We start from the raw sequence: 16396 nt of genomic DNA on the forward strand, positions 1-16396 counted from the left end.
GAGGCCGGCGGATGCTGCGTGGGGCTTGGGGGAGCCTTCGCTGGCTAGCCGGCTTCTACTGTGCCAGGTCGGGTGTTTCAGGCCTGGGGGGCTTGAGGCTCGGCGTCGTCGACGCTCACTTCACCTTCAGTATCCGGGGTCAGTGTGCTGGCTTCTTCTGCAGCAGCTTTCTTGCGTTGCAGCTTTTCCTCTTTCTTCTGTTCCTTGGCCAAGTCTCGTTGACGTTTGGCGAAGGAGTAGTTGGGTTTAGCCATGGGCGATCCTCTGGGGTCGAAGGTGAGGTTGAGCGGCGCGTATTCTGCCTGTTATCGGGTGCTGACGGTTAACTGGGTTTGCTCTCGGACCACTTGTCCGCTACCGAAGGCTTCCAGGCGTCCAGGGCATCCAGCAGGCTGGCTGGCGATTCGCTCATTTGCAGCATGTCACGGTGCGGGGCCCGGACGAAGCCTTCGCCGACGATATGGTCGAGAAATCCACTGAGTTTTTCGTAGAAGCCGTTCACTTCCAGCAGGCCCAGAGGCTTGTGGTGATAGCCCAGTTGGCCCCAGGTCCAGACTTCGAACAACTCTTCCAGGGTGCCCAGGCCCCCAGGCAGGGCAATGAAGGCATCGCTGAGTTCAGCCATGCGCGCCTTGCGCGCGTGCATGCCGTCCACCACTTCCAGGCGGGTCAGGCCGTTGTGGCCGATTTCCTTGTCTTTCAGGCTTTGCGGGATGATCCCGATGACTTCACCGCCGGCTGCCAGGGCTGCGTCGGCCACTATGCCCATCAGGCCCACCGCGCCGCCGCCATAGACCAGGGTCAGCTTGCGCTCGGCCAGGGCGCGGCCCAGGGCCTGGGCTGCTTCACGATAGAGGGGATGGCTGCCGGTACTGGCGCCACAAAATACACAGACAGAAGTTAACGACATGCCTTACTCCGAGGTCATTGATGGCCTCAGAGTAAAGGCTGAAAGATCTGGCTCCAAGCATTAAACCTCGCGTTGCGGGGTTTCATGGGTACCGCTGGCACCGCAGGCGTAGGCGGCGAGCAAGCTGCGAAACAGGCTGTTGAGAGGCATGACCAAGGCTCCGAAAAGATGTTGATGGGCAGATATTAGAGGGCGGTTTCGCAGGGGGCTGTTTGATTGTCTTGATCGGCCCGATAGCAGAGAGTTGTATACAGTTTTTTGATGCAAATCATAGGAACTTGGCAGAAATTCAGGCAGTCTTCGGTCCCATGGATTCAGATGGATTTTGTTAACCCTGCCTTGGAGATTCACCATGTTTGCCAAACTCGTTGCGGTATCCCTGTTGACACTGGCCAGCAGCCAACTGATGGCTGCCGAATGCAAGGTCGATGTCGACTCTACCGACCAGATGTCCTTCAACACTAAGGAAATCACCATCGACAAGAGCTGCAAGACCTTCACCGTGAACCTGACTCACTCCGGCAGCCTGCCGAAGAACGTCATGGGTCATAACTGGGTCCTGAGCAAAACCGCAGACATGGCTGGCATCGCCGCCGACGGCATGGCCGCTGGCATCGACAAGAGCTACCTGAAAGAAGGCGACACCCGCGTCATCGCCCACACCAAGATCATCGGTGCTGGCGAGAAAGACTCGGTGACTTTCGACGTATCGAAGCTGACTGCTGGCGAAAGCTACCAGTTCTTCTGCTCGTTCCCAGGCCACAACTCGATGATGAAAGGCGCTGTGATCCTGAAGTAAGCATCAGGTCCGGCTGCAACAAGAAAGCGCCCCGCGGGGCGCTTTTTTTGTGCCTGACGTTTCACCCTCTGGTCGGAGCCGGCCTGTCTGCGAACAGGCCCTTGAACCTGGTGCAGCATCACGCGGCCCTTTCGCCGGCAAGCCGGCTCCTACAGAGCGTGGTGGGTCACGGGGCGAAGGGCATGACGCGTTTGTGATGGGTCTTGCGGTAGGTGTCGCAGATGATCTTGAAGGCTTCCTCGCGCACCGGCTGGCCATGCAGGAAGGCGTCGATCTCGGTGTAGGTGACGCCATGTGAGGCTTCATCCGGCTTGCCCGGGGACAGGTCCTCGAGGTCGGCGGTGGGCACCTTCTCTACCAGGGATTCCGGAGCGCCGAAGTAGCGGGCAATCGAGCGCACCTGATTCTTCACCAGGCCGCTCAGTGGCGCCAGGTCGCAGGCGCCATCACCGAACTTGGTGAAGAAACCCATCACCGCTTCGGCGGCGTGGTCGGTGCCGATCACCAGGCCCTGGGCGGCGCCGGCGATGGTGTACTGGGCCACCATGCGCATCCGCGCCTTGGTGTTGCCGAGGACAAAGTCCCGGGACACCGCGTGCTGCCCCTCAAAGGCCGCGACTTCATTGGCCAGGGCCTTGACCGCCGGGCCGATGTTCACGGTGTGGCGTTCGTCGGGGTTGATGAAGTCCACCGAAGCCTGGGCGTCGTGTTCGTCGAACTGGGTCTCGTAGGGCAGGCGCACGGCGATGAAGCGGTAGCTGTCGTCACCGCTGCGCTCGCGCAGCTCACGCATGGCGCGTTGGGCCAGCAGGCCGGCGGTCAGCGAGTCGACACCGCCGCTGATACCCAGGACCAGGGACTTGAGACCGGAATTGACCAGGCAGTCCTGGATGAAACGGACGCGCCGGGCGATTTCCGCCTCCAGGGCCGCTTGGTCGGGAAAAGGTGCTTGGACCTTCAGCTGCTGCGCAATCTCACGCTGTGCGGCTTGCATGATTCACTCCTTGCCAGGTTGGACAGGTACTTGGAAAACGTGGCGCAAGTAAGCGACGAAGTTGGGATCCTTGCAATGGGTCTTGCCCGCTTCATCGGAGATCTTGGCGACGGGCTGGCCATTGCAGGCGGCCATTTTAAGCACGATGCTCATCGGCTCGACACCGGGAATATCACAGGTCAGGTTGGTGCCGATGCCAAAGCTGACGTTGATCCGCCCCCGCAGCGCACGGAATATTTCCAGGGAGCGCGGCAGGGTCAGGCTGTCGGAGAACACCAGGGTCTTGCTCATCGGGTCGATGCCCAGCTTGTGGTAATGGGCGATGGCTTTCTCCGCCCAGAGGATCGGGTCCCCGGAGTCGTGGCGCAGGCCGTCGAACAGCTTGGCGAAGAACAGATCGAAGTCACCGAGGAAGGCGTCGGTGGTGATGCAGTCGGTCAGGGCAATGCCCAACAGGCCGCGGTATTCGCGGACCCAGCAGTCGAGGGCGGCGATCTGGCTGTCGATCAACCGGGGGCCTAACTGCTGGTGGGCCATGATCCATTCGTGGGCCATGGTGCCCAGGGGTTTCATGTTCAGCTCCCGGGACAGGTGCACGTTGCTGGTGCCGACAAAACGCCCGGGGAAATCATGCTTGAGCACGTTCACCACTTCTTCCTGGACCCGGTAGGAAAAGCGTCGGCGGGTGCCGAAATCCGCCACTTGCAGTTCGGACAACTCTTCGCTGCTGGCGTTGGCGCTGAGCCAGTCGAACTTGCGGTACAGCTGCTCCCGGGCCTGCACCAGCTGGATCTCGCGGTAGCGGTAGCGGTTACGCACTTCACTGATGATGGCCAGCATCGGCACTTCGAACAGAATCACATGCAGCCAGGGACCGCGCAGGCGGATGAACAGCTCGCCGTTCTCGATGCCGGTGTGCACGTAGCGCAGGTTGAAGCGAAACAGCCCGAGAAAGCGCAGGAAGTCCGGCTTGAGGAAGCTGATGCGTTCGAGAAAGCCCAGTTGGTCGGCGCTCAGGCTCAGTTCCGCCAGGCGCTCGAACTGATAGCGGATCTCCGCCAGGTACGGCTGCAGATCCTCGCTGTTACGGCAACGAAACTCCCATTCCACTTCCACGTTGGGGTAGTTGTGCAGCACCGCCTGCATCATGGTCAGTTTGTAGAAGTCGGTGTCGAGCAGGTTCTGCACGATGCGATCGGCAAACACACTCTCGCTCATAACGGGAATCTCCATGCTGGCCGCGACGGACAGCGGCGGCTTCAGCTCTTTCAATGAAGGCGCTAGTGGCGCATAGACGTCCTGCGCTTGACCAGCGATTTTTGCGGCGTGCCATTCTCCTGCGATAGGCGCTGGCTGGCCAGCGAATGGGGCTTGGGCCGTGCCTGGGCTCCATTCGCCGGCAAGCCGGCTCCTACACGAGGGGAGCGTCGTTGTGTTCGAGCATCCAGCGCACGAAGTCGCGGACCTTGGGCACTTCCGCCGAGTGTTCGGGGTAGGCCAGGTAGTAGGCATCCTGGCTGGGCATGGCGTACTTCCAGGCGATCACCAGCTTGCCCTCGGCCAGTTCCTCTTCCACCAGGAAGCGTGGCAGCAGCGCCACGCCACAACCGACCTGGGCGGCGCGGATGCACATATAGAAGGTTTCGAAGCGCGGGCCGTGATAGCTGTGTTCGGTCTGATAACCCTGCTGTTCGAACCATTCGTGCCAGCCTTGGGGGCGCGAGGCGTTTTGCAGCAGGACCAGATCGGTCAGTTGCCTGGGGTCGGTCAAGGGTTCGGCGGGCAGGCTATCCGGGGCGCAGACCGCCACCAGTTCTTCGCTGAACAGTTTCAGGCTCTCGGTGCCGGGGCGCGAACCCTGGCCAAAGTAGAACGCCAGGTCGGCGTGCCCCTGGAGCAGTTCGTCCGGCTCCTGCTCGTTGCACAGGTCCAGGTGGATATGCGGATGGCGCAGGCGCCAGCCCTTGAGGCGCGGCACCAGCCAGCGGGCGCCGAAGGTGTAGGGCGTGGACACCCGCAGCACTTCGGTCTCGCCGCCGTAGGAGCGCAGGTAGTGGGTGGACATCTCCACCTGGGTCAGGATCTTGCGCACTTCCACCAGGTACAGGTCGCCGGCCGGGGTCAGTTGCAGGCGGCGGCGGACCCGACGGAACAACAGGTGTTGCAGCAGCTCTTCCAGCTGCGCCACCTGCTTGCTGACCGCGCTCTGGGTCAGATTGAGTTCCTCGGCGGCGCGGGTGAAGCTCAGGTGCCGGGTCACGGCCTCGAAGCACTGCAGGGCGGTGATCGACGGCAGGTAGCGTTTGTTGAGCATGGGTGGTCCTTGTTCTTATCGGTGCTGGATGCCGGCTCAGCATGAATAAACGGAATGATATCTCGCTTAAAGGTCGTTTGTTGGCAAGTCTCGGGCCAGCTACAACTACAGGCCTTGATGGCCGTCGCAGCGGTCGGGATTTTTCGCTTTTCACCTGTAAGGAGTGACCCCATGGTTGCCGCATTGCTTGATCGTCTGGGTGTGAACCCGGCCCTGTACCAGTCGGGCTCCCAGCCTGTGCATTCGCCGATCGACGGCAGCCGGATCGCCGCCGTGAACTGGCAGGGCGCCGCCGAAGTGGAGCAGCAGGTCAGTCGCGCAGAGCATGCATTCGCCCTGTGGCGCAAAGTACCGGCTCCCCGTCGTGGCGAGCTGGTGCGGCAATTTGGTGAGGTGCTGCGCGAGTACAAGGCCGATCTGGGCGAACTGGTTTCCTGGGAAGCCGGCAAGATCACCCAGGAAGGGCTGGGGGAAGTGCAGGAGATGATCGACATCTGCGACTTCGCCGTCGGCCTGTCGCGCCAGCTCTACGGCCTGACCATCGCCTCCGAGCGCCCCGGTCACCACATGCGTGAAACCTGGCATCCCCTGGGCGTGGTCGGGGTGATCAGTGCCTTCAACTTCCCGGTGGCGGTCTGGGCCTGGAACACCGCTCTGGCGCTGGTCTGCGGCAACCCGGTGATCTGGAAACCTTCGGAGAAGACCCCGCTCACCGCCCTGGCGTGCCAGGCCTTGCTGGAGCGCGTGCTGAAGAATTTCCAGGACGCTCCCGAGTACCTGAGCCAGGTGATCATCGGTGGTCGCGACGCCGGCGCCGCCCTGGTGGACGATCCACGCGTGGCCCTGATCAGCGCCACCGGCAGCACCCGCATGGGCCGTGAAGTGGCGCCGAAAGTGGCCGCACGCTTTGCTCGCAGCATTCTCGAACTGGGTGGCAACAACGCCATGATCCTCGGCCCGAGCGCCGACCTGGACATGGCCGTGCGCGCCATCCTGTTCAGCGCTGTCGGCACCGCCGGCCAGCGTTGCACCACCTTGCGCCGGTTGATTGCCCACGAGTCGGTGAAAGAGGAAATCGTCACCCGTCTCAAGGCGGCCTACTCCAAGGTGCGCATCGGCCACCCGCTGCAAGGCAACCTGATCGGCCCGCTGATCGACAAGCACAGCTTCGACGCCATGCAGGACGCCCTGGAGCAGGCCCTGAGCGAGGGCGGCCGGGTGTTCGGTGGCCAACGCCAGTTGCAGGACCAGTTCCCCAATGCCTATTACGTGTCGCCGGCGATTGTCGAAATGCCGGAGCAGAGTGATGTGGTGTGCAGCGAAACCTTCGCCCCTATCCTCTATGTCATTGGCTACAACGACTTTGAAGAGGCCCTGCGCTTGAACAACGCCGTGCCCCAGGGCCTGTCGTCGTGCATCTTCACCACTGACGTGCGTGAAGCCGAGCAGTTCATGTCGGCGGTGGGCAGCGACTGTGGGATTGCCAACGTCAACATCGGCCCGAGTGGCGCGGAGATTGGCGGCGCCTTTGGTGGCGAGAAGGAAACCGGCGGCGGTCGCGAGTCCGGCTCCGATGCCTGGCGTGGCTACATGCGGCGTCAGACCAACACCGTCAACTACTCCCAGGAGCTGCCATTGGCCCAGGGCATTACCTTCGATTAAGTTCTATGACCGGCAAGCGGGCTCCTGCAGAACGTTCCTGTAGGAGCCCACTTGTCGGCGAACAGCGGCACATGCGTTTGAGCATCTGTGGTTGGTTTATTTCGGAGTCTGGCAATGGCGCTACAAGAACAATGTCTATGGGAAAAGCTGACCCCTCAAAGACCTGACAATGCGCCGCTCAAGGGCGAGCTGACGGCGGATGTGTGCATCATCGGCGCCGGCTTCACCGGTTTATCGGCGGCCGTGCATCTGCTGGAGCAAGGCAAGCGGGTCTGTGTCGTCGAGGCCCACCGCGCCGGGCAGGGCGGTTCGGGGCGCAACGTCGGGCTGGTCAACGCCGGCCTGTGGATTCCCCCGGACGAGATCGAGGCCGGTTTCGGCGAGCAGGTGGGCAGCCAGCTCAACCGCATGCTCGGGGCCGCGCCGTCCCTGGTGTTCAGCCTGGTGGACAAATACCAGATCGATTGCCAGTTACGCCGCGAAGGCACCTTGCACATGGCCCACAACGCCCGGGGCGAAGCCGACCTGCGCAGCCGTGAAGAGCAATGGAAGCGCCGTGGTGCACCGGTGGAACTGTTGACCGGTACCGCCTGCGAACAGGCCACCGGCACCCGCAAGATCGCCGCCGCCTTGCTCGACCGGCGCGCCGGCACCCTCAACCCGATGGCCTACACCACCGGGCTGGCCAAGGCCGCGATCAAGCTCGGCGGCCAGTTGTTCGATCATTCCCCCGTCACTCGCCTGGAACGCCAGGGTCAGCGTTGGTCGGTGCAGACCGACCAGGGTTCGGTGCTGGCCGAGCAGGTGGTGATCGCCTCCAACGCCTACACCGAAGGCGACTGGACCGAGCTGCGGCGCAACTTCTTCCCCGGCTACTACTATCAGGTGGCCTCGGCGCCGCTCACCGAAGAGGCCGCCCGGCAGATCCTGCCCGGAGGCCAGGGTTCCTGGGATACCCGCCAGGTGCTGAGCAGCATTCGCCGGGATGCCGATGGCCGCTTGTTGTTGGGCAGCCTGGGCAACGGCAACCAGAAACCCCTGTGGTTTCTCAAGGCCTGGGCCGATCGGGTGCAGCAGCATTACTTCCCCTACCTCAAACCGGTGGAGTGGGAATCCACCTGGACCGGCTGCATTGCCTTTACCCCCGATCACCTGATGCGCCTGTTTGAACCGGCGCCCGGCCTGGTGGCGGTCACCGGTTACAACGGCCGTGGCGTCACCACCGGCACCGTGGTCGGCAAGGCGTTCGCCGACTACCTGTGTAACGGCAATCCCCAGGCCCTGCCGATTCCTTTTGCCCCCATGCAGCCCCTGGTCGGAGTGGGGCTGCGCAGTTGTCTGTACGAGGCCGGATTTTCCCTCTACCACGCGGGCCAGTGCCTGCGGATCGTCATCTGAACAAGGAAATAAACAGTCGGGGACGACGCTTTTCGATGCAGCGACTAGCCTGTAATGGTGCGGCTCGTAGCAGTCTCGCACCAGCAGTGTGCAGTTCGGTGACGCGGGCTGTTACAGCAGGGTTGCACGTTGAATTGTGTCGCGGTTGCAATGATGGCACGCATGGGTTGCGCCCATTAAAAAGCAGGGTTTTACCTTCCGCGGTTTAGACGGTTGCACGCCCAATAAAAATGGGCTCGAAACAGTCGAAATAACAATAAGACAGCGACTTTTTTCAGAATAAAAAACCACTGGCACGGCGCTTGCTCTGAGCAATTCTAGTGAAGTCGCAGTGCCAACTAAAAAAACCTTGGAGCACCACCTCATGTCCCAGACGTTTTACAAGAAAGGCTTTCTGGCCCTCGCAGTGGCAACTGCGCTGGGTGTTTCTGCGTTTGCTCAAGCCGACCTGAAGATCGGCGTAGCGGGTCCCATGACAGGCGCCAATGCGGCATTTGGCGAGCAGTACATGAAGGGTGCACAGGCAGCGGCTGACGAGATCAACGCCAAGGGCGGTGTCAACGGCGAGAAGATCGTCCTGGTCAAGGGCGACGACGCCTGCGAACCGAAGCAGGCCGTGGCCGTGGCCAACCGCCTGGTGGACCAGGACAAGGTGGCGGGCGTCGTGGGGCACTTCTGCTCCTCGTCGACCATTCCGGCTTCCGAGGTGTACAGCGACGCCGGTGTGATTGCCATCACCCCGGGCTCAACCAACCCCCAGGTCACCGAGCGTGGCCTGTCCGCGATGTTCCGTATGTGCGGGCGTGACGACCAGCAGGGCATCGTCGCCGGCGACTACATCGTTGACGTGCTCAAGGGCAAGAAAGTGGTGGTGCTGCACGACAAGGACACCTACGGCCAGGGCCTGGCGGACGCCACCAAGGCACAGCTGACCAAGCGCGGCGTGACCCCGGTGCTGTACGAGGGCCTGACCCGTGGCGAGAAGGACTTCAGCGCCGTGGTGACCAAGATCCGCGCTGCCGGTGCTGACGTGGTGTACTTCGGCGGCCTGCACCCGGAAGCCGGTCCGCTGGTCCGCCAGCTGCGCGAGCAGGGCCTGAAGGACGTCAAGTTCATGTCCGACGACGGCATCGTGACCGACGAGCTGGTGACCACCGCCGGTGGCCCGCAATACGTTGACGGCGTGTACATGACCTTCGGCGCCGACCCACGCCTGCTGCCTGACAGCAAGGCGGTGGTGGATGCCTTCCGCAAGGCTGGCACCGAGCCTGAAGGCTACACCCTGTACGCCTACGCGTCGGTCCAGGCCCTGGCCGCCGGCTTCAATGGCGCCAAATCCAACAAAGGCGAAGACGCCGCCAAGTGGCTCAAGGCCAACCCGGTGAAAACCGTGATGGGCGAGAAGTCCTGGGATGGCAAGGGCGACCTGAAGATCTCCGACTACGTGGTCTATCAGTGGGACAAGGACGGCAAGTACCACCAGCTGGAAAAACAGAAGTGACATGAGTCCGAACGAACCGGTACTACCCCCTGGTACCGGTTCGTACTCGTGCAGTACTTGCCTTTTCTCGTAGAGCTGCACAACGGACGTGTTGCGCGGACCGGTGATCCCTGTCCGTCGCTGACGCCCTGTGCCGTCTCTCAAGTCCGTGAGATTGCGTTATGGATGGTATTTTCCTGCAGCAACTGATCAATGGACTGACCCTCGGGTCTGTCTATGGTCTGATCGCCATCGGCTACACAATGGTCTATGGCATCATCGGCATGATCAACTTCGCCCACGGCGAGGTTTACATGATTTCCGCTTACCTCGCGGCAATCAGTCTGGCTCTGCTGGCCTACTTCGGCATCGAATCCTTCCCGCTACTCATTCTCGGCACTCTGGTCTTCACCGTGGTGGTGACGGGGATCTATGGCTGGGTCATCGAGCGCGTGGCCTACAAACCCCTGCGCAACTCCACCCGCCTGGCACCGCTGATCAGCGCCATCGGTATCTCGCTGATCCTGCAGAACTACGCGCAGATCAGCCAGGGCGCCAAGCAGCAAGGGGTTCCGACCCTGTTGGCCGGGGCCTGGAAAGTCGATATCGGCACCGGCTTCGTGCAGCTCACCTACACCAAGATCTTCATCCTGGTGGCGGCGTTCGCCGGCATGGCGCTGCTCACCTACATCATCAAGTACACCAAGCTGGGGCGCATGTGCCGGGCCACCCAGCAAGACCGCAAGATGGCCTCGATCCTCGGCATCAACACTGATCGGGTGATCTCCTACGTGTTCGTCATCGGCGCGGCCATGGCGGCCCTGGCCGGTGTGCTGATCACCATGAACTACGGCACCTTCGACTTCTATGCCGGCTTCGTCATCGGCATCAAGGCGTTCACCGCAGCCGTGCTCGGCGGCATTGGCTCGCTGCCCGGAGCGATGCTCGGCGGGATCATCCTCGGGATCTCCGAGTCGCTGTTCTCCGGCTTGATCAACTCCGACTACAAAGACGTGTTCAGTTTCTCGCTGCTGGTGCTGATCCTGATTTTCCGTCCCCAAGGCCTGCTGGGTCGCCCACTCGTGGCGAAGGTATAAGTATGTCTGCTGCCAATAAACCGATTGATATCAAGAAGAGCGTCATCGACGCCGTACTGGCCGGGCTGATCTCGCTGATCGTGTTCGGCCCCATCGTGGGCGTGGTCCTGGATGGCTACAGCTTCAACCTGGAACCGACCCGGGTCGCCTGGCTGGTGGCGATCGTCATGGCCGGCCGCCTGGCCCTGAGCCTGTTCCTGCAAACCCCCAAGGGCCTGAAGATTCTCCAGGGCTTCGAGACCACAGGCTCCGGGGTGCATGTGCTGGCGCCGGACTACAAGTCGCGGTTGCGCTGGATCATTCCGGCGCTGATCGTGATCGCCATCGTGTTCCCGTTCTTCGCCAACAAGTACCTGCTGACCGTGGTCATCCTCGGACTGATCTACGTGCTGCTGGGCCTGGGGCTGAACATTGTGGTGGGCCTGGCGGGGCTGCTGGACCTGGGCTACGTGGCGTTCTACGCCATCGGCGCCTATGGCCTGGCCCTGGGTTACCAGTACCTGGGCCTGGGCTTCTGGAGCGTGCTGCCCCTGGCGGCGATTGCCGCCGCGCTGGCGGGGTGCATATTGGGCTTCCCGGTGCTGCGAATGCATGGCGACTACCTGGCCATCGTGACCCTGGGCTTCGGCGAGATCATCCGCCTGGTGCTTAACAACTGGCTGTCCTTCACTGGCGGCCCCAACGGCATGCCGGTGCCATCGCCGACGTTCCTGGGCCTGGAGTTCGGTCGCAGGGCCAAGGACGGTGGGGTGCCGTTCCACGAGTTCTTCGGCCTGGAATACAACCCCAACCTGAAGTTCCTGTTCATCTACATCGTGCTGTTCCTGGTGGTGTTGCTGGTGCTCTACATCAAGCACCGGTTGACCCGCATGCCGGTGGGCCGGGCTTGGGAAGCCCTGCGTGAAGACGAGATCGCCTGCCGCGCCATGGGCTTGAACCACGTGCTGGTGAAACTCTCGGCCTTCACCATCGGTGCCTCCACCGCCGGTCTGGCCGGGGTGTTCTTCGCCAGCTATCAGGGCTTCGTCAACCCGTCCTCGTTCACCTTCTTCGAGTCGGCGCTGATCCTCGCCATCGTGGTGCTGGGGGGCATGGGCTCCACGGTGGGCGTGGTGATCGCGGCCTTCGTCCTGACCGTGGCGCCGGAGCTGCTGCGCAGCTTCTCCGAGTACCGGGTGCTGCTGTTCGGCATCCTCATGGTGTTGATGATGATCTGGCGACCGCGGGGGCTGATCCGCATCAGCCGTACCGGGGTGACGCCACGCAAAGGTGCTCTGACTGAGGGGAACGCGCCATGAGCGAATACATTCTTTCGGTCGAGAACCTGATGATGCACTTCGGTGGCATCAAGGCCCTCAGCGACGTCAGCCTCAAGGTCAAGCGCAACTCGATCTTCGCCCTTATCGGCCCCAACGGCGCCGGCAAGACCACGGTGTTCAACTGCCTGACCGGCTTCTACAAGGCCTCCGGCGGGCGCATCGAGCTCAATACCCGGGGCCAGCAGACCAACGTCATCAAGCTCTTGGGCGAGCCATTTCGCGCCACCGATTTGGTGTCGCCGAAAAGCTTCGCCAGTCGCCTGTACTACAAGATGTTTGGCGGCACCCACCTGGTGAACCGCGCCGGGTTGGCGCGGACCTTCCAGAACATTCGCCTGTTCAAGGAAATGTCCGTGGTGGAAAACCTGCTGGTGGCCCAGCACATGTGGGTCAATCGCAACCTGCTGTCCGGCATCCTCAACACCAAGGGCTACCGCCAGGCGGAAAGCGCCGCCCTGGACCACGCTTTCTACTGGCTGGAAGTGGTGGACCTGGTGGACTGCGCCAACCGCCTGGCCGGCGAGCTGTCCTACGGCCAGCAGCGGCGCCTGGAGATCGCCCGGGCCATGTGCACCCGGCCGCAGATCATCTGCCTCGACGAACCGGCCGCCGGCCTCAACCCCCAGGAAACCGAAGCGCTGAGCGCGATGATCCGGCTGCTGCGCGACGAGCACGATCTGACCGTGGTGCTGATTGAACACGACATGGGCATGGTGATGAGTATTTCCGACCACATCGTGGTGCTCGACCACGGCAACGTGATCGCCGAAGGCGGGCCGGAGGCGATCCGCAACGATCCGAAGGTGATCGCCGCCTACCTGGGTGCCGACGAAGAGGAGCTGGTATGAGTCAACCCATACTCGAACTCAAGGATCTGGACGTGTACTACGGCCCGATCCAGGCCCTGAAGAAAGTCTCGCTGCACATCAACGAAGGGGAAACCGTGAGCCTGATCGGCTCCAACGGTGCCGGCAAGTCGACCCTGCTGATGTCGATCTTCGGCCAGCCCCGGGCGGAGTCCGGGCAGATCCTCTATCGCGGCGTGGACATCACCCACAAGTCGTCCCACTACATTGCCTCCAACGGCATCGCCCAGTCGCCGGAAGGGCGCCGGGTGTTTCCCGACATGACCGTGGAAGAGAACCTGCTGATGGGCACCATCCCGATTGGCGACAAGTACGCCAATGAGGACATGCAACGCATGTTCGAGCTGTTTCCACGGCTCAAGGAACGGCGCACCCAGCGGGCCATGACCATGTCCGGCGGTGAGCAGCAGATGCTGGCCATCGCCCGGGCGCTGATGAGCCGGCCCAAGTTGCTGTTGCTTGATGAGCCGAGCCTGGGGCTGGCGCCGATCGTGGTGAAGCAGATCTTCGCCACCCTGCGGGAGCTGGCGGCCACCGGCATGACCATCTTCCTGGTGGAGCAAAATGCCAACCATGCGCTGAAGCTGTCGGACCGTGCCTATGTGATGGTCAACGGCGAGATCCGCCTGAGCGGCACCGGCAAGGAGCTGCTGGTCAACGAGGAGGTGCGCAACGCTTACCTGGGCGGTCACTGACGGCCCGGTCTGTGGATAAACCATGCCCCGTCGGTTCACGCCGCCGGGGCATTTTTTATCCACAGTTCTCACTCGCCCCGTAGGCGCTGGCTTGCCAGCGAAACGACCCCTGCCTACGGCAGCTGTTCAGATTCCGTTGTGCGTCCGGGATTTGCCGGCAAGCTGGTTCCTGCGGGCTGAGTGCGGGCATTGGCAACCGCGCGTGCGCTGAAGGGCAGGCGGCGTCCGACAATTGTGGAAAACATTATTCCCAAGCTGGCAAAGCGCGGCATAAAGACGCTGCAAACAGTTGTTTTTCCACCGTTTTGACTTGTCCCCGTTTGCTGTGGAGCGGGCTGTGGGTAACGTGGGAGTAGCTGGCTGGAAGCCTTTGTTTACGTGGCCTGCAAGCGATTGATTGTTTTTTGATCATGGCTTTTTGAGCAACTCGAAGACGCGCTTGTCAACCTTTTTATTGTCGCAGCCGTACCCGCAAAAGACTCTGGATAAGCCTGTGGATAAGTCTGTGACTAAACTCTGGAAAGACTGCTCTGGGCGGCGTAGTTACTGGCCTCTGGCCTTATACACTTTGACCGCTCGGTCATCTTTTTTGCGGTCACCTGCATGGACAGCCTCTGCGGGTCAAGCAAAAAACTTCCCATGATCCGCTGCAAGCCCTGTGTACAGCGGCTTTGCGCGATTTGCACTTGCCCCCAAAGACTGTGGACCGGCCTGTGGATAAGGTGCGGGCATGTGGCTGCAGGCCTTGCCGACCATGGCTTTCAGCCATGTGAGCGTTTTTTGTACAGTGATGCCGGATATCCAGCGCTTCTGTTGCCGCCCAGAGCCGGGCCGGGCATGCTGCGAAACGCTTTTTTATCGTAACGGCGGCTCGCCACCCAGCAAGGAGAACACCATGACTTCCACACTGTTCATTACGGGCGCGACGTCCGGTTTTGGCGAAGCCTGCGCCCGGCGTTTTGCCGAGGCCGGCTGGTCGCTGGTGCTCACCGGCCGCCGCGAGGAGCGCCTCAACGCGCTGTGCGCAGAGCTCTCCAAGCAGACCGAAGTGCACGGCCTGGTACTCGATGTGCGGGACCGCAAGGCCATGGAAGCGGCCATCACCAACCTGCCGCCGTCCTTCAGCCAGTTGCGCGGCCTGATCAACAATGCCGGCCTGGCCCTGGGCGTCGACCCGGCGCCCAAGTGCGACCTGGATGACTGGGACACCATGGTCGACACCAACATCAAGGGCTTGATGTACAGCACCCGTCTGCTGCTGCCGCGGCTGATCGCCCATGGCCGGGGCGCCGGGATCGTCAACCTGGGCTCCATTGCCGGCAACTACCCGTACCCGGGCAGTCACGTTTATGGCGCGAGCAAGGCCTTCGTCAAACAGTTCTCCCTGAACCTGCGCTGCGACCTGCAGGGCACCGGCGTGCGGGTCACCAACATTGAACCGGGCCTGTGCGAAAGCGAGTTCTCCCTGGTGCGTTTCGCCGGCGACCAGGCGCGCTACGACGCCACCTACGCCGGGGCCGAGCCGATCCAGCCCGAGGACATTGCCGATACCATCTTCTGGGTTCTCAACACGCCTGCCCACGTCAACATCAATAGCCTGGAGCTGATGCCGGTGAGCCAGACCTGGGCCGGCTTCGCCATCGAGCGCAAGGTGTAGCCGCTGCCGCAGGCTGCGACAGGGCCGCCAGGCCCTCCAACGGTTGCAAGACCTGCGCCTGCTGCGCAGGTGTCGCAGCCTCGCCATAGCTCGGCAGTGACTACAGTTGTACTTGGAAACACATAAGCTGATTCGTTTCAGCTGAAGGTCAGCCTTGGCAGGGTAGAATTCCGCCCCGAAATTTCGCTGCCGCCTCACTCAAGGCGGTGTTTTTGAAGTTCGATAGGAGGAGTTGTGAGTAACCGAGGTGAGCAGGTTCTGCTCAAACAATCGACTGTACTGATGTTCGCCGTGGCGATCGCCGGTATCGTCACGGGTTTTGTTTCTGGCGCCCAATCCATTTTGTTCGATGGGTTTTTTTCCCTGATCGCGACCTTCATCAAGGTCCTGATGCTGATCACTGCCAAGCTGATTGCCAAGGAAAGCAACCACCGTTTCCAGTTCGGCTTCTGGCACCTGGAACCCATGGTGCTGCTGATCGAAGGCAGCTTCCTGCTGTTGATCGCCATCTACGCCTTTCTTAACGGTGTGTTCGGCATCATCAATGGCGGCCGGGAGGTCGAGCTGGGGATGGTGATCTTCTATGCCGGGTTCTTTGCGGTAACGGAGTTTGCCTACTTCTTCTATGTGCGCCGGCGTAACCGCAAGCTCAAATCGTCGCTGATCCAGTTCGACAACATCAGCTGGCTGGTGGACGCAATGCTCTCGGTGGGGCTGCTGGTGAGTTTCATCATTGCCTTGCTGCTCAAGCAGTACGGGCATGGCCAGTGGGCGGTGTATGTCGACCCGGCGATCCTGATCCTGCTGGCCCTGAGCATGCTGCCGCCAGCCTTGAAGATCCTGCGGCCGGCGTTGCGTGATGTGCTGGGCATCGCTCCGGACCAGCTGGATGAAAAGGTGCGCAGCGTGATGGAAGAGGCCATGGTTGCCTATGGCTTCCAGGAATACATTTCCTACGTGCAGAAGCACGGCCGGGCGCGTTTCATCGAGATCCATATCGTGCTGCCGGCGGACTATCCGCTGCAGGATGTGGCGACTCTGGACCGCTTGCGCGAGGAGATTTCCAGTGAGTTGGGAGAGGCCGACGCAGCGCGCTGGCTGACCATCAGCTTTACCGGGGATCGCAAGTGGATCGTTTGATGGGCGGTGCGCTTTTCGCCGACCAGCCTTCTCCTACAGGGGGCTTGCAGGAGCCGGCTGGCCGG

15 protein-coding genes are annotated in these 16396 nt (G+C 61.8%); 10 read left to right on the forward strand and 5 right to left on the reverse strand.

Annotated features, from left to right (window positions below):
- Positions 1–77 precede the first annotated feature (77 nt).
- The gene (locus tag DWF74_RS30445; RefSeq protein WP_162884106.1) at positions 78–254 is read right to left on the reverse strand and encodes a hypothetical protein; all 177 of its coding nucleotides are present in this window, start codon (positions 252–254) and stop codon (positions 78–80) included.
- A 68-nt stretch (positions 255–322) separates the two neighbouring features.
- A complete protein-coding gene (locus tag DWF74_RS18980) occupies positions 323–910 on the reverse strand; it encodes a TIGR00730 family Rossman fold protein (protein ID WP_102862923.1) in 588 nt (195 codons plus the stop codon).
- Between the two features lie 352 nt (positions 911–1262).
- On the opposite strand from DWF74_RS18980, the gene azu reads away from it, so the two are divergent.
- Positions 1263–1709, forward strand: a complete 447-nt coding sequence (azu, locus tag DWF74_RS18985) for an azurin (RefSeq protein WP_102862924.1) — start codon at positions 1263–1265, stop codon at positions 1707–1709.
- 166 nt (positions 1710–1875) lie between these two features.
- On the opposite strand, the gene nadE is transcribed toward azu, so the two are convergent.
- The 3 genes from nadE to DWF74_RS19000 all read right to left on the reverse strand — a co-directional run bounded on the left by nadE (position 1876) and on the right by DWF74_RS19000 (position 5017).
- The gene (gene nadE, locus DWF74_RS18990) at positions 1876–2703 is read right to left on the reverse strand and encodes an ammonia-dependent NAD(+) synthetase (RefSeq protein WP_102862925.1); all 828 of its coding nucleotides are present in this window, start codon (positions 2701–2703) and stop codon (positions 1876–1878) included.
- Positions 2704–2706: 3 nt separating this feature from the next.
- Positions 2707–3921, reverse strand: a complete 1215-nt coding sequence (gene pncB / locus DWF74_RS18995) for a nicotinate phosphoribosyltransferase (RefSeq protein WP_102862926.1) — start codon at positions 3919–3921, stop codon at positions 2707–2709.
- Between the two features lie 193 nt (positions 3922–4114).
- Positions 4115–5017 carry a LysR family transcriptional regulator gene (locus DWF74_RS19000; protein WP_115581484.1) on the reverse strand — a complete coding sequence of 301 codons (903 nt, stop codon included), beginning with the start codon at positions 5015–5017 and terminating at the stop codon, positions 4115–4117.
- A 171-nt stretch (positions 5018–5188) separates the two neighbouring features.
- Here DWF74_RS19000 and amaB point away from each other — a divergent pair, with 171 nt between their 5' ends.
- From amaB to DWF74_RS19050, 9 genes are all read left to right on the forward strand, one after another.
- On the forward strand, positions 5189–6679 hold the full coding sequence (gene amaB, locus DWF74_RS19005) for an L-piperidine-6-carboxylate dehydrogenase (protein WP_102862928.1): 1491 nt from the start codon (positions 5189–5191) through the stop codon (positions 6677–6679).
- A gap of 114 nt (positions 6680–6793) precedes the next feature.
- Positions 6794–8077 carry an L-pipecolate oxidase gene (amaA, locus tag DWF74_RS19010; protein WP_115581485.1) on the forward strand — a complete coding sequence of 428 codons (1284 nt, stop codon included), beginning with the start codon at positions 6794–6796 and terminating at the stop codon, positions 8075–8077.
- A 364-nt stretch (positions 8078–8441) separates the two neighbouring features.
- A complete protein-coding gene (locus DWF74_RS19015; RefSeq protein ID WP_102881998.1) occupies positions 8442–9578 on the forward strand; it encodes a branched-chain amino acid ABC transporter substrate-binding protein in 1137 nt (378 codons plus the stop codon).
- Positions 9579–9739: 161 nt separating this feature from the next.
- A complete protein-coding gene (locus DWF74_RS19020) occupies positions 9740–10654 on the forward strand; it encodes an ABC transporter permease subunit (protein WP_102862931.1) in 915 nt (304 codons plus the stop codon).
- Positions 10655–10656: 2 nt separating this feature from the next.
- A complete protein-coding gene (livM, locus tag DWF74_RS19025) occupies positions 10657–11952 on the forward strand; it encodes a high-affinity branched-chain amino acid ABC transporter permease LivM (protein WP_102862932.1) in 1296 nt (431 codons plus the stop codon).
- Positions 11949–12821 carry an ATP-binding cassette domain-containing protein gene (locus DWF74_RS19030; protein ID WP_115581486.1) on the forward strand — a complete coding sequence of 291 codons (873 nt, stop codon included), beginning with the start codon at positions 11949–11951 and terminating at the stop codon, positions 12819–12821. The genes livM and DWF74_RS19030 overlap by 4 nt, the downstream gene beginning before the upstream one ends.
- Positions 12818–13534, forward strand: coding sequence for an ABC transporter ATP-binding protein (locus tag DWF74_RS19035; RefSeq protein WP_016967871.1), 717 nt, complete (start codon positions 12818–12820; stop codon positions 13532–13534). Before DWF74_RS19030 ends, DWF74_RS19035 begins: the two co-directional genes overlap by 4 nt.
- 895 nt (positions 13535–14429) lie before the next feature.
- Positions 14430–15191: an SDR family oxidoreductase gene (locus DWF74_RS19045; protein ID WP_115581487.1), complete on the forward strand. Its 762-nt coding sequence runs from the start codon at positions 14430–14432 to the stop codon at positions 15189–15191.
- A 234-nt stretch (positions 15192–15425) separates the two neighbouring features.
- Entirely contained in the window at positions 15426–16331 is a 906-nt protein-coding gene (locus tag DWF74_RS19050; protein WP_102862935.1) for a cation diffusion facilitator family transporter, read from the forward strand.
- Positions 16332–16396 lie beyond the last annotated feature (65 nt).

The organism is Pseudomonas protegens, assembly GCF_003363755.1.
Taxonomy (GTDB): domain Bacteria; phylum Pseudomonadota; class Gammaproteobacteria; order Pseudomonadales; family Pseudomonadaceae; genus Aquipseudomonas; species Aquipseudomonas danubii.

Coding starts and splice junctions, on each gene's coding strand:
- DWF74_RS30445 (WP_162884106.1), bottom strand. CDS start 254: ATGGCTAAACCCAACTACTCCTTCGCCAAACGTCAACGAGACTTGGCC.
- DWF74_RS18980 (WP_102862923.1), bottom strand. CDS start 910: ATGTCGTTAACTTCTGTCTGTGTATTTTGTGGCGCCAGTACCGGCAGC.
- azu (WP_102862924.1), top strand. CDS start 1,263: ATGTTTGCCAAACTCGTTGCGGTATCCCTGTTGACACTGGCCAGCAGC.
- nadE (WP_102862925.1), bottom strand. CDS start 2,703: ATGCAAGCCGCACAGCGTGAGATTGCGCAGCAGCTGAAGGTCCAAGCA.
- pncB (WP_102862926.1), bottom strand. CDS start 3,921: ATGAGCGAGAGTGTGTTTGCCGATCGCATCGTGCAGAACCTGCTCGAC.
- DWF74_RS19000 (WP_115581484.1), bottom strand. CDS start 5,017: ATGCTCAACAAACGCTACCTGCCGTCGATCACCGCCCTGCAGTGCTTC.
- amaB (WP_102862928.1), top strand. CDS start 5,189: ATGGTTGCCGCATTGCTTGATCGTCTGGGTGTGAACCCGGCCCTGTAC.
- amaA (WP_115581485.1), top strand. CDS start 6,794: ATGGCGCTACAAGAACAATGTCTATGGGAAAAGCTGACCCCTCAAAGA.
- DWF74_RS19015 (WP_102881998.1), top strand. CDS start 8,442: ATGTCCCAGACGTTTTACAAGAAAGGCTTTCTGGCCCTCGCAGTGGCA.
- DWF74_RS19020 (WP_102862931.1), top strand. CDS start 9,740: ATGGATGGTATTTTCCTGCAGCAACTGATCAATGGACTGACCCTCGGG.
- livM (WP_102862932.1), top strand. CDS start 10,657: ATGTCTGCTGCCAATAAACCGATTGATATCAAGAAGAGCGTCATCGAC.
- DWF74_RS19030 (WP_115581486.1), top strand. CDS start 11,949: ATGAGCGAATACATTCTTTCGGTCGAGAACCTGATGATGCACTTCGGT.
- DWF74_RS19035 (WP_016967871.1), top strand. CDS start 12,818: ATGAGTCAACCCATACTCGAACTCAAGGATCTGGACGTGTACTACGGC.
- DWF74_RS19045 (WP_115581487.1), top strand. CDS start 14,430: ATGACTTCCACACTGTTCATTACGGGCGCGACGTCCGGTTTTGGCGAA.